4 protein-coding genes and 1 rRNA gene are annotated in these 24,100 nt (G+C 39.7%); all 5 read right to left on the reverse strand.

The genetic code is table 11. The features are described from left to right. Window positions 1-85 (reverse strand): 16S ribosomal RNA (locus tag E7B10_RS09370); the annotation flags it as partial. Window positions 86-628: 543 nt separating this feature from the next. Then, the gene (locus tag E7B10_RS09375) at window positions 629-1,378 is read right to left on the reverse strand and encodes a hypothetical protein (RefSeq protein WP_316055615.1); all 750 of its coding nucleotides are present in this window, start codon (window positions 1,376-1,378) and stop codon (window positions 629-631) included. A gap of 90 nt (window positions 1,379-1,468) precedes the next feature. After that, window positions 1,469-11,812: an ESPR-type extended signal peptide-containing protein gene (locus E7B10_RS09380; protein WP_316055616.1), complete on the reverse strand. Its 10,344-nt coding sequence runs from the start codon at window positions 11,810-11,812 to the stop codon at window positions 1,469-1,471. A 518-nt stretch (window positions 11,813-12,330) separates the two neighbouring features. Continuing rightward, window positions 12,331-23,244 (reverse strand): ESPR-type extended signal peptide-containing protein, encoded by a 10,914-nt coding sequence (locus E7B10_RS09385; RefSeq protein ID WP_316055617.1) that lies wholly within the window; start codon window positions 23,242-23,244, stop codon window positions 12,331-12,333. A gap of 474 nt (window positions 23,245-23,718) precedes the next feature. Further along, a partial coding sequence (locus tag E7B10_RS09390; protein WP_316055618.1) for a YadA-like family protein occupies window positions 23,719-24,100 on the reverse strand: 382 nt, incomplete at its 5' end.

Genomic DNA, 24,100 nt, shown 5'->3' on the forward strand with positions numbered 1-24,100 from the left:
AAGCTTCCATCGCTCTTCGTTCGACTTGCATGTGTTAAGCACGCCGCCAGCGTTCGTCCTGAGCCAGGATCAAACTCTCCAAGATATCTTGAAGCTATTCGAATAGCTCATTATTTGTTGTCGTTACTTTTAAGTAACTTTGAATTATGGATGGTTTTGACTATGTCAAAACCCGCACTCTGGCATATGTTCAATCGTTATGATTGATTACCTATCATTGTTCAGTTTTCAAAGATCTGTGCCCCTTCATATGGGGTACTTGAATATAATAACATTTCCATATACTCATGTCAACAAAATTTGGACAAATTTTACTACAAATTTCAGAAAATTTTTACCATTATTTTTGCACACTTTCACAGCCTAATTTTACAGATTCGAAACTTGAGTTATATCACTCTTTTAGACATATCATATAAGGAGAATTTAAAATAAAAAGAAGCCGCAACAAGAATACATATTGCATTCTGTTGCGGCTTCTTGCCTATATAACAGTGTACTTATAGAATCCCTTATTTGCGTCTCAACACTGCATATTAAAAACTTTTATATATAAGGTATTACATCTGCATACCCTATACAACAAAAGTTATACATATAAAGATTTAATTATATATGTAATAGATAATTAGTTATCTGTCTGAATCGCTTCACGAAGGTTAATTTCGTGCATGTCCCCAACAGAAGGTTCTTCTGCAGACATATTCTTCACAGTTTGTTTTGTAGCAAACCAAACTGCTTCGTTCATGTAATAACGCAATTCTTCATTAGATACATGTTCTTGATCTTGAGCCATGATATCAAGCATAGCATCTTCCAATGCTTGTGCTTCTTCATCAGTCAAAGGACCGCCAACGGCCTTTTGTTTTTGAAGCAATTCATTCATGCGATCAACCATGCTGCGCAATACATTGTAACCATAGCTATTTGTGTAACCTTGGTCCTTATCATATTTAGGGAATGTGTAATAGCTATACTCGTTTTTATTACGGTTTTCACCATTCCAGTTCAATGCAGTTTCTTGGCCATGTACATAACCTAAAGAATGTTTACGGAAATAATCAGCATAATTATGCTTATCTTTAGAATGTAACCATTTAGATTCTTCTTTAGTTAACGCTTGATGATTATTCTTTTTGCTTTCAGCTAAAGCAATATGTTTTTCCGCATTTTCCCATGCTTTCACAAATTCATGGATACTTTGCACCGCCTGAGGGCTAGCCACAGGAACCAATACAACAGAACCTGTTGTAGGCGCTTTAGCCGGATTTGGTAAAAGCAATGGATCATCAAATGTAGCAGATGCCGCATTAACATGGAATACGCCACTGCCGAATAATACTGCCGCTGTGAAAGCAAGCAAAGTGGATTTTTTCATTATATATTCCTCTTTTCTATCAACGAATTAAATCGGGTGGGAGGACTCCCAGAAGGGAATCCTCAACCCGTAATGTTCAGTATGAACGTATTATAAACCTAGTCTTGCCATCATTGCAGCAATATTAGCTTTCATTTGTTCATTTTCAGCTTTCAAATCAGCTACTTCACCTTTTAATCCTTGATTTTCAGCTTTCATTGCAGCAAGTTCACGTTGCATTGCATATGTAGAACTGATAGGTCCTTTACGATAACGATCTGCAGTTTCTGCTTCGCCGTCTCTGTTACCTACTTTCCAAGTTACACCAGCATTTGCCATCATATGGCTATTGCTGCCTGCCCAAGCAACACCAGCATGTAACATCATGGATTCATTTTTGTAATGAGCCACGCCTAATGCCAATGCGGAGTCGCCACGGTAGTTACCATAACCTGCCATAATTTGAGTAGGTTCGTAAGGGTCATAAGCCATAGGTTTCAATGCGGACAACGCGGAGGACATAGCACCAACTTGACGAACTTCGTTTACAACATTATTCATGCTGTTTGCAACACGATTAAGTTGGGAACCATTAACAGCATCAGTAGAAGTGGAGCTAATTTCGCCTGGTGCCACGTTAGTAATCTTATTACCACCGTTGTTCAAACCAGAGCTTGTTAAGGATACGCTGCCACCACCATTATTTTTGATTGTGATACCGTTACCGTTTGTCACAGTTGTATGACCGGAGTTATCCATAGTTGTAATGGAGTTGATACCAGTAATATCTTTTGCCAAACGAACATTCAAGCTGCCGTTGTTGTCAGAGATAACACCGATATTGTTTGCAGTGGAAAGTTTGCTTTCATCAGTAACGCCACCTTTAACAGTCACTTTTTGACCTAGGTCACGATGGAATTCGCCTCTATCACCTGCAAAGTCCAAGCCCGCTTTCTTAAGGCCATCGATACCTTTCTTCAAGTCGCCGATGTTAGCGCCATTTGTTAAGCTGCTGCTATTATCAGCGATATTGTTGATATCTTCGCCTTCGCCATAACCGCTTGCCATGTTAACAACTTTATTGCCACCATTGTTCAAGCCGTCCTTAGTCAATGTTACTGCACCAGTACCATCTTTAGGGGAACCTTGACCTGCTGGAGGAGTAGTAATTGCAACACCGTTGCTGCTAACAGTAGTAGTTACTTTTTCACTACCCATGCCGGATGTAACAACCATGCCATCTGCAGTTGTTCTTGTGCTCTTGTCCTTTTTATCAGTAGTTACAACACCGTCAACAGTCAACTCAGTGGACTTAGTTGGATTATCTACAAGTACACCTTTAGCTGTTGTCTGAGTCATATTCTTTTGACCATCAGTAATTTGTACATTACCTGCAGTAAGAGCCGTCTTATTACCTAATGTATCAGTGCTTGTAACACCTCTACCGTTTGTTACAGTAGAGTGTTGTTGATCATCTGTAGTTGTAGTTACACTGCGTAAGTTCAAATCTTTTTTGATATCTACAGTGTATGTTTTAGACTTATCTGCATTAACTGTAGTTTCTACAGTTGTATTGCCACTATCGCCAGCTTTCACTGTCGTAGTTGCTGCAGCCATGCTGCTCTTCAACTGTTGAACGTTAACTGCATCTGTATCATTTACACCAGCTGCCACGTTAGTAATCTTTTGATTATTTGCGTTTAAGCCTTCGTTAGAAATGTATGTTTTACCGCCTACAGATACGCCCTTATCATCAAGAACAACTTGTTTGTTTGGATCGGAACCAACAGTTACGGAATCAAGACCTTTAAGGTTCTTAGCGAGTTTAACGTTCAAGTTGCCGTTTTCATTAACTACGCCGATATTACCGTTTGAAAGTTTGGATTTATCAGCTTCACCACCAGTAACATTCAATGTATCGCCAAGATCTTTATGAATTTTATCTCCGGAGTCACCTTTGAAGTTCAAGCCTTTCTTAGTCAAGTTTTCAGTGTTCTTATCAATTTTGTTGTCTACAACTTTTAATTGATCTTCTGTTGCAGCCTGACCGTTAGTGATCTTATTAGGATCCCAAGTTCTGTTAGTCAAATCGTTAACAGTACCGGAACCACCATTGATAGTCACCTTACCGGAGTTGATAGTACCGTTTGTACCATTGATATTTACAGCATTAGAACCTTCGCCGGCTCTAATGATACCTGTTGTACCATCGAAATGAACTGATGTGCTACCGGAGCCCAATGTTACTGTGTCTTTCAAGCCCACTGTGAAAGTCTTAGCGTTTGTAATCTTATCAAGTTCTTGCTCAACATTGATATTCTTACCGGCTTTTACCTTAGTATCGGACGCAGCTTTTACTTCATTCAATTGTTTAAGGTTGACAGCATCACTATCTTCTGTACCAGCTTTAACATTTTTGATTTGTGTATTGTTTGCATTGAAACCATTGTTTGTAACAAATGTATTACCACCAATTGTCAAGCCATTGTTGTTGATTGTTGTTTGACCAGTTGTTACGCTGTTCAAGCCTGTTAAATCTTTTGCAAGTTTAACATTCAACTTACCGTTTTCGGATACCACACCGATATTGTTGTCAGACAATTTAGCTTTATCAGTAATGCCACCTACAACATCCAATGTTTGACCAAGATCTTTATGGATTACTTCGCCAGAATCAGCTTGGAAGTTCAAGCCTTTCTTAGTCAAGTTTTCAGTGTTCTTATCAATTTTGTTATCTACAACTTTCAATTGATCTTCTGTTGCAGCTTGACCGCTTGTGATATGTGCAGGATCCCAAGTAATGTTAGTCAAGTTGTTTACAGTGCCGTTCGCACCGTTAACTAGAACTTTACCTGCATTGATGTTACCTGTTACGCCATCAATTGCTACTTTACCAGCATTAATTGTGCTGTTTACGCCATTGATAGTTACTGCATTAGTGCCGTCGCCAGCTTTTACGATACCTTTTGTACCGTCGATGTTAACTGCTGTGTTACCGGAACCTAATGTTACAGTATCTTTCAATGCAACTGTGTAAGTTTTAGCTTTTGTAGTTGGATCTACAGCTTCATCAACGTCGATGTTTTTGCTACCTTCTACTTTTGTATTAGATGCAGCTTTTACATCGTTCAATTGTTTAACGTTAACAGCATCATTATCTTCTACACCAGCAGTTACGTTTTTGATTTGCGTATTGTTAGCGTTGAAACCATTTGCTGTAACGAATTGTTTGTTGTTGATTGTCAAGCCATCGTTGTTGATAGTTGTTTGACCAGTTGTTACGCTGTTCAAGTTTGTTAAGTCTTTTGCAAGTTTAACATTCAACTTACCGTTTTCGGATACAACACCGATATTGCCATCAGACAATTTAGCTTTATCAGAAATGCCACCTACAACATCCAATGTTTGACCAAGGTCTTTATGAATTAATTCGCCAGAGTCAGCTTGGAAGTTCAAGCCTTTCTTAGTCAAGTCAGTGCTGTTGTCAGTGATTTTCTTATCAACAATTTTCAATTGGTCTTCTGTTGCAGCTTGACCACTTGTGATGTTTGCAGGATCCCAAGTTCTGTTAGTCAAGTTGTTTACAGTACCGTTTGCACCGTTAACTAGAACTTTACCAGCATTAATGTTACCTGTTACACCATCGATTGCTACTTTGCCAGCATTAATTGTGCTGTTTACACCGTTGATAGTTACCGCATTAGTGCCATCGCCAGCTTTTACGATACCTTTTGTACCGTCGATGTTAACAGCTGTGTTACCGGAACCTAATGTTACAGTGTCTTTCAATGCCACTGTGTAAGTTTTAGCTTTTGTTACATTATCTACAGTTTCATCAACATTGATGTTTTTGCTACCTTCTACTTTTGTATTAGATGCAGCTTTTACATCGTTCAATTGTTTAACATTTACAGCATCGTTGTCTTCTACACCAGCAGTTACATTTTTGATTTGTGTATTGTTAGCATTGAAGCCATTTGCTGTAACGAATTGTTTGTTGTTAATTGCCAAACCATCGTTGTTGATAGTTGTTTGACCAGTTGTTACGCTGTTCAAGCCTGTTAAATCTTTTGCAAGTTTAACATTCAACTTACCGTTTTCGGATACAACGCCGATGTTGTTATCAGACAATTTAGCTTTATCAGAAATGCCACCCACAACATCCAATGTTTGACCAAGATCTTTATGGATTAATTCGCCAGAATCAGCTTGGAAGTTCAAGCCTTTCTTCGTCAAGTCAGTGCTATTGTCAGTGATTTTCTTATCAACAATTTTCAATTGGTCTTCTGTTGCAGCTTGACCACTTGTGAAGTTTTTGCCATCCCAAGTGATGTTTGTCAAGTTATTTACAGTACCAGCAGTACCGTTGACAGTCACTTTACCGGAGTTGATAGTGCCGTTTGTACCATTGATAGTCACAGCATTAGCACCGTCACCAGCTTTTATGATACCTGTAGTACCGTTGATGTTGATTGCATTATTGCCGGAGCCTAAAGTTACATTGTCTTTCAACGCTACTTTGTAAGTTTTAGCTTGTGTATTAGGATCTACTGTGGAGTTAACATTGATGTTTTCGCTACCTTCAACTGTAGTGTTGGATGCATTTTTAACTTCATTCAATTGATTCAAGTTAACTGCATCATTGCCATCAGTACCAGCTTTTACGTTTTTGATTTGTGTATTGTTAGCATCAAAACCGTTAGCTGTAACAAATTTCTTACCACCAATTGTTAAACCTTCGTTATTAATTGTTGTAGCACCAGTTGTTACGCTTGTTAAGCCAGTCAACTCTTTAGCGAGTTTAACATTTAACTTACCGTTTTCAGATACTACACCGATGTTATTGTCGGACAATTTAGCTTTATCGGAAGTACCACCTATAACGTCTAATGTTTCGCCAAGATCTTTATGAATGCTTGTAGCGTCATCGCCTTTGAAGTTCAAGCCCTTCTTAGTCAAGTTGCTACCATTATCAGTAATTTTCTTATCAACAACTTTCAATTGGTCTTCTGTTGCAGCTTGGCCGCTTGTGATGTTATTAGCATCCCAAGTGATATTTGTTAAGTTGTTTACAGTACCTTTAGCACCGTTAACAAGAACTTTACCGGAATTGATATTGCCTGTTACACCGTCAATCGCTACGTTACCAGCATTAATTGTGCTGTTTGTACCGTTGATAGTCACAGCATTATTGCCTTCGCCGGCTTTCACAATACCTTTTGTACCGTCGATGTTAACAGCTGTATTGCCGGAACCCAATGTTACTGTGTCTTGTAAGCCAACTGTATAAGTCTTAGCTTTAGTAAGTGGATCTTCAGAATCAGTTACATTGATGTTTTTGCCTGCTTTTACAACAGTTTTAGCTGCCGCTGCGTTGTTGGATACTTCTTTCAACTGTTTAAGGTTAACTGCATGGTTATCCTCAGTACCAGCTTTCACGTTTGTGATTTGAGTATCGTTAGCATTGAAGCCATTACTTGTAACAAATGTGTTGCCACCGATTGTCAAACCATTGTTGTTAATAGTTGTAGCACCAGTTGTTACGCTGTTCAAGCCTGTCAAATCTTTAGCAAGTTTAACATTCAATACGCCGTTGTTATTTACTACACCGATATTATTTTCTGAAAGTTTAGATGCATCAGCTTGACCGCCAGAGATTTTCAAAGTTTGACCAAGGTCTTTATGAATTGCAGTACCTGCATCACCTTGGAAGTTCAAGCCTTTTTCTACGATTTCAGTTTTTGTAGTATCAATTTTATTATCTACTACTTTCAATTGATCTTCTGTAGCAGCTTGACCATTAGTAATAGCTTTAGGGTTCCAAGTTCTGTTAGTCAATTCGTTAACAGTACCTGTAGTACCATTGATAGTTACTTTACCGGAGTTGATAGTACCATTTGTGCCATTGATAGTCACCGCATTATCGCCAGTGCCAGCTTTCACGATACCTGTTGTACCGTTAATGTTAATAGCTGTATTACCTGTGCCTAATGTTACTTCATCTTTCAAGCCTACAGTATATGTTTTAGCTTTAGTTACATTGTCGATGCTTTCATCAACTTTAATGTTTTTACCTTCAGCTACCTTCGTATTAGCTGCAGATGCACTGTTGGATACTTCTTTCAATTGTGCCAAGTTTACTGCATCGCTGTCGATTGTACCACGAGCAACGTTAGTAATCTTGTTACCACCATTATCCAAGCCAGTTTTAGTAAGGGATACAGATGCATTATTTGTAGCACCGTTGCTGATAGTTACGCCGTTAGAAGTAACTTTTGTATCGCCTACATTTACGCTATTCAAACCTTTAAGGTCTTTAGCCAAACGAACTTTCAAGTCATTAGAGCCATCAGATACAACACCGATGTTATCTTCAGCAGTCAATTTGGATGCTTCTGTAATGCCACCTTTAACGTTTACTTGTTCACCAAGTTTTTTATTGATTACGTTACCGGAGTCAGCACCGAATTTCATGCCTTTATTGATCAATTCTTCTTTAGTTTTGAACAATTGGCTGCCATTGATAGCATCTTTAGATGTAGATGTTACAGCACCGTCTTTTACATTTGTAATTGTAGTGCCGTCAGCGCCTTCCAATGTTACCTTAGTTTTATCAACAACACCGTTATTGATGTCATATTTAACTGCACGATCAGTCAATTTATCTACGGAAGATTTGGATGCAATGTTATTGATTGTAACTTGCTCTTTAACGCCTGCATGGTTTTTATCCTCTACAGTCAAAGATACTTCACCATTGTCGTTTACCTTGTAGGAGCCGTCAGCGCTGGAGTTTCTTACAAGACGATAGTCAGTTGCACTGCTACCTTGTTGAGTAATTTGTTCGCTAACTTTTTTCAACTGATCTTCAGTCGCTGCACGACCGGATACGATAGATGTGGAATCCCAACTCTTATTGCTCAAGTTAGTTACATAATTACCAGTTTCGCTTGCATGTTTCGTATTTTGAACAGTTTGAGCACCCATTACAACAGCGCCAGCAGTCACTCTGCCTGCAGTACCGTCAAGAACTACTTGATTGTTACCACTACCCAATGTCACTTTGTTGTTCAAACGAAGATCATATTTAGCACCTTCAGTGCTTGTAGCAGGAGTAGTTGTCAATTTGAGGTTATCATCGGAAACAGTTACTTTTGAATGTTTACCTGCTTCGATTTTCACATCATGTAATTGGCTACCATTTACAGCATCTGTAGAAGTAGAGGATACTTCGCCGGCTTTCAAGTTAGTAATTGTTGTGCCACCTTGGCCTTCCAAAGTAACCTTGTTTTTATTAACAGTAGTACCGTTAAGATCATATTTAACAGCACGTTCTGTCAATTTATCCAATTCAGTTTTGGATGCGATATTGTTGATTGTTACCGTATTAGCAGGGTTGTTAGGATGAGCTTCATCTTTAACTTTTAAATCAACTTTATTGTTTTCTACAGAGTAAGAACCATCTGCAGAATTTGTATTGTTGATCAAGCGGTAATCTGTTTTAGCTGCATTAGTAGTCTTGATTTCATCAGACACTTTTTTCAACTGATCTTCAGTTGCTGCACGACCAGATGTGATTGTAGGGTTTTGAACATTCCATTCTTTATTGTCCAAACCAGTTACATAGTTTTTATTGTCGCTATGTTTACCTACACGAACAGAACCTGCAGTTACGCTGTTCAAACCTGTTAGGTCTTTCGCCAACTTAACATTAAGGTTACCGTCTTTAGCTACAACACCGATGTTATTGTCAGATAAAGCACCTGTAGCACCACCAGTAATACCTAAAGTATCGCCAAGTTGTTTGTTGATTTTAACATTGTTATCGCCTTGGAAGCTTAAGCCTTTAGCGATTTTGTTAGTGTTATTTGTAATATTAGTAGTATTGATATCTTGTTGCTCTTTAGAAGCAAGGTTCGTCAACTTAACTTGTTTAGGGTTCGAACCATCAGCATCAGCAACAGTCAATGTCATGCTACCGTCAGCAGCTACTTTATATTCGCCGTTGCTACCAGGTGCAGGATTTGCAATCAAACGGTAGTCAGTTTTGGAAAGACCGTTAGAGATTTTAGAGATATCAACATCGAATGTTTGATTGTCATTACGTGTCAATGTCAATCTCTTACCGTCATTGGATACTGTACCGGATGTAACATACGTATTTTTCAAACCTGTTACTTCAGCAGTCAAACCATTTGTACCGGTCATGTTAATTTTGCCGTTACCGTTTGCTTCATACGTAGCAGCACCACGTTGTAAGTATTTATCGTATTTTGCAGCAATACGAGAAATGTCGCCGATATTAGCACCATTAGAATCGATATCGCCACCGGATTTTACATTGGTGATTTGATTACCACCGGCATTGATACCTCTTGTACTCATGGATACGTTACCTGTTGTAACAGAGTTGAAGTTTGCATCATCAACTGTTGCAACTGTAACATTGTCTCCGGCGCCTTCTAATTTAATATTTTTACCAGCGTTAAAATTTACTGTACGGTTTGGAGCTTTTACGTCTTTAACCTTTTGGCCATTAACTTGAAGTTCCCAACCTTGGTTTACGGATTGAATTGCTTCATGAACAGTGTTTTTACCTGTATCACCAATATTAGTCATGGTGATAGAGCCGTTTTGGTCAACCTTAGCATTACCGCCTAAGATATTCTTAGTGCTTTTAGCTACATTACCTACTGCATTAGCAACACCATATAATTGGCTGCCATTAATAGCATCTGTAGATTGTGCATTCACACGACCAGCTGCTACGTTAGTAATTGTACGTTTTGTAGAAGTATTACCTACGCTAACTGTGGAATCAGCAGTATCACCAGCATAGTTATATTTCAAACCATTAATTGTTTCACTAGCTGTGCTTACAGGGGCAGCTGTTGCAGAATTAGCACCTAATGCAACGCCACGAAGGTCATTTACTTTTGCTTTGCTGCCGAGAGCTAAGCCTTCGTTCGCTTGTACACTTGCTTCGCTACCAATTGCTACCGCATCAGTTACTTCTTTTTTCGCTTTAAGTTGAGTGATTAATTGATCGTTATCTTTATAAACGCTACTATCACGTACACGTTCTAATGTACCAGCTTGAGCGCTTACGCCCAATGCGATGGAGCGGGAACCAGTTGCTTGTGCATCATCACCGATAGCCACAACATTTTTCTTGTCCCCATCTTGAGTGCTCAAAGCACTAGCTTCACGGCCCATAGCAATAGAGCCATAACCTTCAGAATGAGCATTGTTACCGATAGCTGTGGAACGTTCACCTAATGCCCATGCTGCATTACCTGCAGCCACAGAAGATCCGCCCAATGCATAAGTATCGTTACCAAGAGCCACACCGGAACCGCCATGAGCACGTGCGGAGTTACCTACAGCAACGGAGTTATTTACTTTATAATTTGGGTCATTTTTAATACCGGATTCAGCATTGTTACCAATAGCAATGCCGTCTTTCGCACGAGTTTGCGCATTGTTACCAAGAGCAACCGCATTATCACGATAATGTGCTGCACCGTTACCGATAGCTACACCTTGAATGCCTTGAGATGTAGCACGATTACCGATGGCTACGCCTCTTGCATAAGCTTCACCTTTATAATTTGAGCCAGAAGCAACATTAGCACCTGTACCCATAGCAACACTATCTTCAGTATTTGATTTAGCACCTTGACCGATAGCAATAGAACGAGCTGCATTAGCTTGGGTATTAGTAGTTCCGTCATATGCTGTATACGGTGTGCCTTTATCATCATATTTAGGAGTTGGATTTGCAGAACCGATAGCAATGGATTGATCACCTGTTGCTAATGCGGAATGACCCATAGCCAAGCTGGCTTTACCTTGTGCAGATGCTGCTGTACCAATAGCCGCCGCATATTGTTCGCCTGCATAGGCTTGACGCATCATAGCCAAAGAGTTAAAACCCTTTGCCTTTGAAGCCGAACCGACAGCAATAGCACCGATTTGTTCAGATTGAGCATAATGGCCTAAACCGATACCCAACGCACGAGATTGGGAATAGTCACCGATAGAAATACCGGATACGGAGCCATCATTAGCACGTGCATTCGCATTGTTACCGATTTGGATGCCGAATACCTTATTATTGGTATATAAATATCCTCCTCCTGGATTCCCTGGTGTTTTGTAATCATACATCTGAATATAAGGAGAATTTTGACCAGGATATAAATACGTAAACCCGCCATCATTATGTCCTTCACCAGGAGCCAAAGAAAGGCCTCTGTTAGGTGCCGCATCAACACCCGAAATTAACCCACTACCGCAGGTCAAAACCATAGCCGCCAAGCCAACTTTTACCGAAGCTTTAGCGGAATTACTAACAAAGCTTTTGGAGCCACGAGTATGGCTTTTTGCAATTTCAGATACAACGACATATGCGCCCCGTACCTGACTCCAAATTACCCTATAAATACGATTCATTTAGTAGTACCTACCTTTCACACAGTTTTATAAGGGATTCTAAAACCAACACTAAAACACTAAAAATAATAAAATTTTCATCAAAAATTTAATTACTATACATATAAAATATCAGATTAGTTTATGAATGTAAATATATTTTTTTCACATTTCGCTCATTTATTTTCAGAACTTTAAACTTCTTTTAAAAATTGATTTTCTTACTCATTTAGATATATTTTCAATCATAAAAACCCTTACAACAATGGGCCAAACAACACTTATAATCTAAAACTAATGATTTTATAGTAAATTAATCATATTTATAATTTTCGATTAAAATTATATGTTCTGTATTATACACTATTATGAAAGATTTGTGAAGTCAAATACAAAAAAAGAACGAAAGTCTTTTCACAATAGACTTTCGTTCTTTCATTTATATACCATATAGGGTTAACATCATCTAATCTTCATGAGTATTTTCTGGTACATCAACAGTTTTTTATCACATGAATATAAAATGAAATTTATATGATTTACATACCTAAACGACTCATAATAAGCGCTAATTGTCGTTTAGTTTCTTCGTTATCTTTCTGTAGACGAAGGTTGTCTTCTTTCAATGCCGCATAGTCTGCAGTTAATTTTTCATCCTGCGCTTTCATGCGTGCATTTTCAGCTTTCAAAGCAGTCATTTCATCCTGCATTACGTACATAGAGCTGATAGGTCCGCCCTTGTAGCGTTCAGGAATAGCCTTCTTCTCATCAGAAGAACCGAATTTACGAGTTACACCGGCATTCACCATATTATGACGGCTACCAACAGATACGCCTGCATGGAACATAGTGTCTTCCGATGTGTAGTGAGCAACACCTAAAGCTGCTGCAGTTTCACCTCTGTAATTACCAATACCAGCCATCACTTGAGTTGGTTCTAACGGATCATATTGAATCGGTTTCAACGCAGACATAGCCGCCGCATGAGCACCTACACGTTGCGTTTCGCCCGCCACAGAATTAATAGCATTGGCCATGCCCTCCGTAACACCCTTCAATTGATTTACGTTAACCGCATCCGTGCCGTTTACACCAGGACCTACATTGCTAATTGTTTTACCACCGTTATTCAATCCATCTTTAGTAAGACTTACAGTGTTACCGCTAACAGGAGTAATGGTTATGCCACTGCCGTTCACAACCGTAGAGTTACCTGCGGTATCCTTAGTCGTCACAGACTCAAGACCTTTCAAATCTTTTGCCATACGAACCTTGAGATTAGTTCCATCAGATACGACGCCTAAATTATCTTCGGACGTCAACTTACCAGCATCAGTAATGCCACCGACTACGTTTACCTGTTCGTTAAGCTTTTTGTTAATCACATTACCGGAATCGCCACCGTATTTCATACCATCGTCTTTGGTTGCCACTTGATGTGTCTTGCCCTGTTCATCTTGGTACTTAATACGAGTAATAGCATTACCGCCTAGATCAGAATCGCCCTTATCAGCAATCATATCTGCATTGCGACCATCTTTTCCGGTTAAACCGATGTGGCCAATACCGTCTTTGCCGGACATAGATACAGCATCTTTACCGTCTTTACTTGTAATAGCTACTTTACCGTCTGTACCATTCGCAGCGTCTGGACCTGTAATGGAAACGCCATCTTGACCGTTTTTGCCAACTTTCACCTTATCAGTCGTTACCGTATCGGCAGTGACCGTTTTGGTAGTAACGCTATCGGTCTTAAGATTCTTAGCCATTTTAATAGTAACATTACCATTTTCGGCTACTGTTTTGATATTTTCACCGGAATAATCACTATCAGCCCCTTGACCTTCACCTTTGATGGTAACTTTTTGACCTAAATCACGGTGAAAATCACCTGTATTACCGGCAAAATCCATACCTTTCTTCGTAATGTCATCACCTAAGTTATTAATCTTATTATCCAAGGTTTTATGGGACTTCTGCAATTGATCTTCTGTAGCAGCACGACCGCTTGTGATATTGTCAGGATCCCAATCTTTGTTTTCCAAACCTGTCACATGACCGTCCTTGCCATCAACAGATACTTTTCCGGCAGCAATCTTACCATCTTTACCATCAATAGTTACCTTGTCTCCGGCCTTAATTGTACCGTTTGTACCGTCAATCGCTACATTGCCAGCCTTGATTGTACCCTTATCGCCATCGATTTCAACTTTATCGCCTGCTTTAATAGTGCCTTTGTTGCCATTGATGGTAACCTTGTCACCGGCTTTGATAGTGCCTGTTGTACCATCCATCGCAATTTGTTTCGTAGGATCAGACCCCATTGTTACTTGGTCTTTGAGACCCACTTTGTAATTTGTAGAACCGTCCGCATTAGTGGTCTTATCTACTTGGACATTATTACCTGCCGTTACTGTTGTAGTAGCAGCTGCTGCCGCTTTATCCAATTGAGATTTATTAACCGCATCCTTAGAATCAGTACCATCAGCTACATTCGTAATCTTCTTGTTGGACGCATCGATACCGTCCTTCGTCATGGATGGACCGTTGGTAATCTTCACGCCGTCCTTTGTAACAGCCGTCAACGGATTGCCGTCCTTATCTTGAACGGCCATACCTTCACCATTAACAACGGTTTTACCGTTTACACCATTAGTGCCATTGTTGAAAGTTATGGAATCTAAACCTTTCAGATTTTTTGCCAAACGAACATTAAGGATATTATTTTTACTAATAACACCAATATTATTTTCGGTCAACTCAGATTCATTGGTGACACCACCCTTAATGTCCAATTGTTCATTAAGTTTCTTCTTGATGGTAGTACCGGAGTCGCCACCATATGCCATGCCATCATCTTTGGTTGCCACTTCATGGGTTGTGCCATTTTCATCTTTGTATTTAATGCGCGTAATTTCATTTCCATTGAGATTAGCAGACCCTTTTTCAGCAATAATATCCGCACTTTTACCGTCTTTACCGCTTAATCCGATGTGACCAACACCGTCTTTACCGGACATGGACACAGCATCCTTGCCGTTTTTATCTGTAACAGCTACCTTACCGTCGGTGACATTCGCCCCGTCTGGACCTGTAAGAGATACGCCATCCTTACCGTCTTTACCGACTTTCACGGATTCAGCCTTAAGATTTTTGTTCATCTTCACATCGATAGTCGTGTTACCTGTTGCTGTATCTTGTTTGATGAAAGTCTTAATATTGTCACCACTATAGTCGGTATCAGCAGCTTTACCTTCACCTTGAACAGTGACAGTAGAGCCTAATTTATTGGTTTGTACACCGCCTACATTGGCATTGAATTTGAGACCTGTATCAGTTTGACCTGCCAAGGCTTGTTTCAATTGATCCTCTGTTGCTGCACGACCGGATACGACTTTACCTACATCCCAAGTCTTATTATCAAGACCTGTTACATAATTACCAGTCTTAGCAGGAGTTGCTCCATCAGATTGTTTACCCATGGTTACAGTGCCGGCTTTCACAGTTTCCGCTGCAGTAACAGATGTAATATTAAGATTTTTCTTCAATTTAAGGCCGATCTTTGTATCGTCGCCAGTTTGACTAATTTCTGTCGTAATATTGTCATCGCCGTTTACCGTTACCTTAGAGCCTAATTTATTTGTTTTTTCGCCGCCATTATCAGCATCAAAACGAAGGCCTTTATTGGTTAGTTCAGTCTTAGCGTCATTAATATTATTGTTGAGTTCAGTTTTGGTATCACTGATATTTTTATTCAACTCAGTCTTAGTATCGCTAATGTTTTTATTTAATTCGGTCTTAGCATCGCTAATATTTTTATTTAACTCGGTTTTAGCGTCATGCAATTGACTGCCGTTAATCGCATCTTTGGAATTCGCCGCCACATCGCCATTAGCAACATTGGTAATCTTTTGGTCATTCGCATTGAGGCCATTTGAAGATACATAATTCTTACCACCTACGGTCAAACCACCACTATTGATGGTTGTACCGCCAGCTGTTACGCTGTCCAAACCAGTCAATGTTTTAGCCAACTTCACGTTTAGTGTGCCTATGCCATCAGATACAACGCCAATATTATTATCTGTTAAATCTGTAGCCGCAGCTCCGCCTTTAATGGCAACAGTACCACCTAGCTTCTTGTTGATAGTCGTGCCGGAATCACCGTCAAAGTTCAAGCCTTTATCCACTTCGGATTTAGATGCTACATCTTTAATCGTTACGGTTTTTGTTTTATCCGGATGGTTCTTATCCTGTACGGTCAATGCTACGTCACCATTGGCATCTACAGTGTAGTCACCATTGGAGCCTGCCGTAGGATTCGCAACGAGACTAAAGTCTGTTGCACTAGCACCTTGTTTCTTAACTTCATCACTAACCGTTTTCAATTGGTCTTCCGTTGCTGCACGGCCAGATGCAATCGTAGGATTATCAATGCTCCACGCCTTATTATCAAGACCTGTTACGTAATTACCCGTATTAGCAGGGGTTGCACCATTGGCTTGTTTACCCATGGTTACAGTGCCAGCTTTCACAGTTTCTGTAGCAGTAACAGTGGTAACGTTAAGATCTTTCTTCAATTTAAGGCCGATTTTTGTATCGTCGCCAGTTTGACTAATTTCTGTCGTAATATTGTCGTCGCCGTTTACCGTTACCTTAGAGCCTAGTTTATTCGTTTTTTCAGCGTTATTATCCGCATCAAAACGAAGGCCTTTATTGGTAAGTTCCGTTTTTACGTCACCAATATTTTTATTGAGTTCAGTTTTAGTATCGCCAATGTTTTTATTTAATTCATTCTTTGTATCAGCGATATTCTTGTTTAACTCAGTTTTAGCGTCATGCAATTGACCACCGTTAACCGCATCTTTGGAGTTTGCTGCCACATCGCCGTTAGCAACATTGGTAATCTTTTGGTCATTTGCATTGATACCGTTTGGAGATACATAAGTCTTACCACCTACAGTTAAACCACCACTATTGATGATTGTGCCACCAGCTGTTACGCTGTCCAAACCAGTTAATGTTTTAGCTAACTTCACGTTCAATGTATTGCCGTCGGATACGACACCAATATTACCATCGGTCAAGTTCGCAGCCGCTGCACCACCTTTAATGGCAACAGTACCACCTAATTTCTTATTAATAGTCGTGCCAGAGTCGCCATTAAAGTTCAAGCCTTTATCCAATTCGGATTTAGATGCTACATCTTTAATCGTTACGGTTTTTGTTTGAGTCGGATGGTTCTTATCTTGGACTGTCAATGCTACATCACCGTTGGCATCTACAGTATAGTCACCATTGGATCCCGCCGTAGGATTTGCAACAAGACTGAAGTCCGTTGCATTAGCGCCTTGAGTTTTGATAGCTTCAGTAACTGTCTTCAATTGATCTTCTGTTGCAGCACGTCCCTTGACAGCAGTCGGATTAGTTACGCTCCATGCCTGATTATCAAGACCAGTCACATAGTTACCCATATTAGCAGGAGTTACACCATCGGATTGTTTACCCATAGTTACAGTACCGGCTTTCACAGTTTCCGTAGCAGTAACAGTGGTAACATTAAGGTCTTTCTTCAATTTAAGACCAATCTTCGTATCGTCACCAGTTTGACTGATTTCCGTCGTAATATTGTCATCGCCATTTACTGTTACCTTGGAGCCTAGTTTATTCGTTTTTTCGTCGTTATTATCCGCATTGAAACGAAGTCCTTTATTGGTAAGTTCAGTCTTAGCGTCACCAATATTTTTGTTGAGTTCAGTTTTAGTATCACTGATATTTTTATTCAACTCGGTCTTAGTATCACCAATATTTTTATTCAACTCAGTCTTTGTATCAGCGATATTTTTGTTTAACTCAGTTTTGGCTTCATGTAATTGACCGCCGTTCACCGCGTCTTTGGAGTTAGCCGCCACATCGCCATTAGCAACATTGGTAATCTTTTGGTCATTCGCATTGATGCCATTTGGAGATACATAGGTCTTACCACCTACAGTTAAACCTCCAGCATTAATAGTTGTGCCACCCGCTGTAACACTATCCAAACCGGTTAATGTTTTAGCTAACTTCACATTCAATGTTGTACCATCAGATACGACACCGATATTATTGTCCGTCAAGTTTGCAGCTACGGCGCCACCTTTAATAGATAACTTATCGCCTAACTGCTTGTTGATTACAGGCCCGCTGTCGCCATCAAAGTTAAGACCTTTAGCAATGGTCGTATTAATCGTAGAGATAGCATTTCTATTGGTCGTAATATCTTGTGTATTTTGAGCAATATTTTGTTTATTTTGTACAATATCAGTCTTGTTTTTAGTTATATCTTGTTTATTCTTGCCGATATCAGTCGCATTTTGAGCAATGTCAGTTGTGTTTTGAGCTATTTTATCCTTGTTCGTATTAACTTGCGTATTAACAGATTTCAACTGATCTTCCGTTGCAGCACGACCAGTTACGGCTTGTGGATTATCTACATCCCAAGCAGTATTGGTAAGACCAGTTACCGTGCCTGCAGTACCATCCACAGATACAGGATTAGCAGTTCCTAAGGTGATTTTATCCCCTAATCCGACAGTATATTCCTTACCGCCGGCTGCATTTGTACCTTCTTCTACAGTGATATTGCTGTTTTTAGCTTTCACAGTACTTGCCTTAGCAGTTCCACCGATAGCATCCTGCAACTGACTGAAGTTAACCGCATCAGTAGGATCTGTGCCTTTTGCAAGACCGGTAATCTTTTGATTATTAGCATTGATACCGTTTGGCGTTACGTAGGTCTTGCCGCCTACGGTCAAACCACTACTATTAATAGTTGTTCCACCAGCCGTTACGCTATCCAAACCAGTTAATGTTTTAGCTAGTTTCACATTTAATGTGCTGCCATCAGACACGACACCGATATTATTATCCGTAAGATCCGCCGTAGCACCACCTTTAATGGTAACAGTGTCGCCTAATTTTTTATTAATCGCAGTACCGCTATCGCCGTTAAAGTTTAATCCTTTATTGATATTGGTTACATTTGTATTGACCTTATCATTAACAGATTTCAACTGATCTTCCGTAGCAGCACGACCACTTACAGCTTGAGGATTATCCGCGTTCCAAGACTTATTATCGAGCCCTGTTACAAAGTTACCGTTTGCACCGCCAGCACCACCAGCTTGTTTGCCCATAGTCACAGTGCCAGCTTTCACAGTATCAGTGGCAGTAACAGTAGTAACGTTGAGATCTTTTTTTAATTTAAGACCGATCTTAGTATCGTCACCAGTTTGACTGATCTCTGTCGTGATATTATCATCGCCATTTACCGTTACCTTGGAACCCAATTTATTGGTCTTAGCACCGCCTGTATCCGCATCAAATTTGAGACCTGTATTAATCACATCATTCTTCGCGGTCGATATATTATTGTTTAGCTCGGTTTTAGCATTATCTATATTACCGTTCAGTTCAGTCTTAGCGTCATTAATATTTTTATTGAGCTCAGTTTTGGCATCACCGATATTTTTGTTTAATTCAGTTTTAGCATTATTAATATTGTTATTTAATTCGGTTTTAGCCGCATGAAGTTGACCGCCGTTAACTGCCTCTTTGGAATTAGCCGCCACTTCACCATCAGCAACATTAGTTATTTTCTTGTCATTCGCATTAATACCGTTCGGCGTTACATAGGTCTTACCGCCTACGGTCAAACCACTACTATTGATAGTTGTAACCCCAGCCGTTACGCTATCCAAACCGGTTAATGTCTTAGCTAGTTTCACATTTAATGTGCTACCATCAGATACGACACCGATATTATTGTCCGTCAAGTTCGCAGCCGCTGCACCACCCTTGATGCTAAGCTTATCGCCCAACTGTTTGTTGATTGCAGCACCGCTGTCTCCATCAAAGTTAAGCCCTTTAGCAATAGTTGTATTGATTGTAGAGATAGCATTTTTATTGGTCGCAATATCTTGTGTGTTCTGAGTAATATTTTGCTTGTTTTGTGCAATATCAGTCTTATTTTTACCGATATCAGTAGTATTTTGAGCTATATCAGTCTTGTTCTTAGTTATATCATGTTTATTCTTACCGATATCAGTCGCATTTTGAGCAATGTCAGTTGTGTTCTGAGCTATTTTATCCTTATTTGTGTTAACTTGCGTATTAACAGTTTTTAACTGATTTTCCGTTGCAGCACGACCACTTACAGCTTGCGGATTATTTACATTCCAAGCTGTATTAGTAAGGCCTGTTACAGTCCCTGCAGCTCCATCCACATTTACAGGATGTGCCGTACCTACCGTAAGTTTATTACCCAATCCAACAGTGAATTCCTTACCACCATTTGCGTTGGTACCTTCTGTTACGGTTACATTTGCATCCTTTGGTTTTACTGTAGTCGCCTTAGCAGTACCACCGATAGCATTTTGCAATTGACTGAAATTAACCGCATCATCAGGCGCTGTACCATTAGCAACACCAGTAATCTTTTGATTATTAGCATTGATACCTGTTGGAGATACATAGTTCTTGCCACCTACAGTCAAGCCAGCACCATTGATAGTCGTACCACTTGCAGTCACACTGGTCAAACCCGTTAATGTTTTAGCTAGCTTCACATTTAATGTGCTGCCGTCGGATATGACACCAATATTATTATCTGTTAACTTCGTAGCAGGGGCACCCCCCTTAATAGTTAGTGTTTCACCTAATTGTTTCTTGAAAACTGCCCCGCTGTCACCACCAAAATTCAACCCCTTTTCAATTGTTGAATTGATTGAAGAAATAGCACTTTTGTTTGTCGCAATATCTTGCTTGTTCGTTGCAACATCTTGTTTATTCTTATTGATATCAGCAGCATTCTTAGCAATATTAGCCTTGTTTGTATTAACTTGCGTATTAACAGTCTGCAACTGACTTTCCGTTGCAGCGCGACCGGTTACGGCTTGAGGATTATTAACGTCCCAGCTGTTATTAGTAAGTCCTGTTACATTGCCTATAGTGCCGTCCACGGTTACAGGACGCGATCCGCCTACGGAAATTTTCTCGCCTAAGCCAACAGTATATTCCTTACCACCATTTGCATTGGTACCTTCTGTTACGATTACATTTTTATCTTTTGCTTTCACAGAAGATGCCTTAGCAGTGCCGTTGATAGCATCTTGTAGTTGACCGTAATTAACCGCATCACTATATGATGTACCAGTAGCAACACCAGTAATTTTTTGATTATTAGCATTAATGCCTGTTGGTGTTACATAGTTTCTGCCACCAACAGTCAAACCGCCAGCATTAATAACCGTACCACTGGCTGTTACACTGTCCAATCCGTTCAAAGATTTTGCCAATTTCACATTTAATGTGCCATTACCATCTGATTGGACATTGATATTATAATCAGATACAGAACCTACATAATCACCTTTTATTTTTACTGTTTCACCTAATTTTCTGTTGCTTACAGGCCCATTGTCACCGGCGAAGCTAATACCTTTATCAAGGGCGGTGTTAATAGTAGCAATATCTCGTTTATTCTTATTGATGCTCTGGCTATTGTTGCTAATATTATGTGCATTAGTATCAATCGATGATTTATTACTATTAACCTTATCATTAACCCGCTTTAACTGATCTTCCGTAGCAGCACGTCCTGTAACAGGTGCTGGATTATTTACATTCCATGATGTATTGGTAAGACCTGTGACCGTTCCTGTACCACTATCTATGGTTACAGGATGCGAGGCCGCCCCTTTCCCTACAGTAATCTTATAGTTTAAGCCGACAGTATATTCTTTACCACCTTTCGCCGTTGAGTTTTCCCTTATCGTAATATTACCATCATCATTTGCTTTTACAATGGCTTCTTTAGCTGTACCGTTAATTGCTCGTTGCAACTGACCGTAGTTAACTGCGTCCTGACTACCTGTACCGTCTGCAACACCTCTAAGCTGTTGATTATTGGCATTAAGGCCACCGGTTGACACATAGAGTTTATTGCCTACAGACACCCCTTTATTATCAATCGTAGCAGTTCCTGCTGTTACGCTATCCAAACCAGTTAATTTTTTAGCCAATTTCACATTTAGTGTGCCATTTCCGTCTGCTTGAACCCCAATATTGTTGTCAGCCAAAGCACCGGTAGCGCCACCTTTTATTCTTACTGTGTCACCTAATTTTACTTGGTTCTGAACAAAGTTATCACCATAAAAGAACAATCCCTTATCGATATTGTCTTTATTATATCTAATAGCATCGTGGATCGTGCTTTTACCTGTAAAACCGATATCGCTCATCGTTAATTTACCGGTATCAGGATCGAGCGCCGCATTACCACCAAGGATATTTTTAGTAGTAGTGGCTAAATTGCCCAAGCTATTTGCTACGGCATATAGCTGACTACCATTAATAGCATCTGTAGACGAAGGATTCATACGCCCTGCTGCCACATTTGTAATCGTGCGTTTTACCGTATCATTACCGATACTTACAGTAGAATCTGCCGTTCCTCCCGCTAAATTCTTATACCACAAACCATTTACAAGCTGATTCGGTGTACTATGAGTATCCGCAGTCGCAGAATTAGTACCTAATGCAACTGAGCGATTATGATTTTTGTTTACCGTCGTATTTCTACCAAGAGTAACACTATCCTCTGCATTGCTAACTGCACGATTACCGATGGCAATACTATTTTTCTGAACTGAGTCAGAATCTGTACCAATAGCTATAGAAGAATCCTCACGGGCATTACTTTCCCAGCCCATTGCAATGGAGTTGAGTCCTACTGCATAGGAGTTTACACCAAGAGCTCTGGACCCTTCGCCCTTAGCTTGTGCATTATTACCAATTGCAACCGCCCATTTACCTCTTGCCTGTGATCCGTTGCCCATTGCAACGGCACCACCGGCAGCAGCTTTAGCATTGTTACCAAATGCCATGGAGGATCCACCCCAAGCTCTAGCATTGGTACCAAATGCCTGATCATTATCGGCGCCCACATAGTTACCGGCCTCATCATATCCAGCCCAAGAGGTATTACCGAGGGCAAAACCATTTAAAGAAGCTACTTTTGTCGCATTTCCTATCGCAACACCATTATTTACTTCAACCGTTGCATTTCTTCCGATTGCAACACCTTGCACATTACCAACATTATTCCTATTAGTTTTTGTAACAGTAGCTCCTGTCCCCAAAGCCACACTGTTATCCGCCAGTGCTGTGCTATTATCACCCATTGCTACAGTGCCATTTTTAGCCTGAGCACCAGCCCCTTGCACAATAGTACTCCCATGCACGATCATTGGAGACATCATGGACATAAATAAAGCCGTAGCAATCACAGACCCGGATATCTTGGCAAATACCGATGTCATTGTCGAACGTTTCGACATATTCTTCGCTGTTTCAGCTACAACGACATAACATCCTTTTGTACGACTCCAGATTACTTTAAAAATTCGGTTCATCTCGTCTTACTCCTTGCATAAAACTATCAGATTATATGAATATAATAAAATATTTTATAACTATTTTAAAAAGTAAAAATACAGTTAATATATGGCTATTTACCGATGCATATCATATTAAACATATCATATTCTATGGTAAAAGTAAAAAATTTTTCACTCTACGCTCACCTCTAAACGATAAATATTTATGAATATACAAAAACTCCGCCATATACCTTATGAATATGCTAAATGTACTAATTTTTTCGCATAAAATTAACTTCATGAAAAAAATGTATTTCACCTTAGTTTACTATTATGATCTAACTATTACTCACCTATTTTAATTACATTACAAAATACCATGACATATATATGCTCAAATAGTCATTAAATCTATTTTTTGCATGCAAAAAGGCGCCAAAAGCATTTCGCTTTTGGCGCCTTTTATAAGCACTGCCGTGTCAATATGTTATGTTATGTTATTTTATATTATTTCAAGCCCGCTTGTTGCATCAATAATGCAATTTGTGCTCTCATTTCTTCATTGTCACGTTGTACTTTTTCGTACTTAGCTTTCAAAGCAGTCATTTCATCTTGCATTACGTACATGGAACTAATAGGACCACCTTTGTAACGTTCAGGAACTGCTTTCTTCGCATCGGAAGTACCGAATTTACGAGTTACACCAGCATTTACCATGTTATGGTGGCTACCAACAGATACGCCTACATGGAACATTGTATCTTCTGCTGTGTAATGTGCAACGCCAAGGGCCGCCGCAGTTTCACCTCTGTAATTACCGATACCGGCCATCACTTGAGTTGGTTCCAATGGATCATATTGAATAGGTTTCAATGCAGACATAGCCGCC

This window comes from Veillonella sp. (assembly GCF_032470285.1).
Lineage (GTDB): Bacteria > Bacillota > Negativicutes > Veillonellales > Veillonellaceae > Veillonella.

Bases quoted from the DNA above. Each gene is read 5' to 3' on its own strand.
- E7B10_RS09375 (WP_316055615.1), bottom strand. From the start codon at position 1,378: ATGAAAAAATCCACTTTGCTTGCTTTCACAGCGGCAGTATTATTCGGC.
- E7B10_RS09380 (WP_316055616.1), bottom strand. From the start codon at position 11,812: ATGAATCGTATTTATAGGGTAATTTGGAGTCAGGTACGGGGCGCATAT.
- E7B10_RS09385 (WP_316055617.1), bottom strand. From the start codon at position 23,244: ATGAACCGAATTTTTAAAGTAATCTGGAGTCGTACAAAAGGATGTTAT.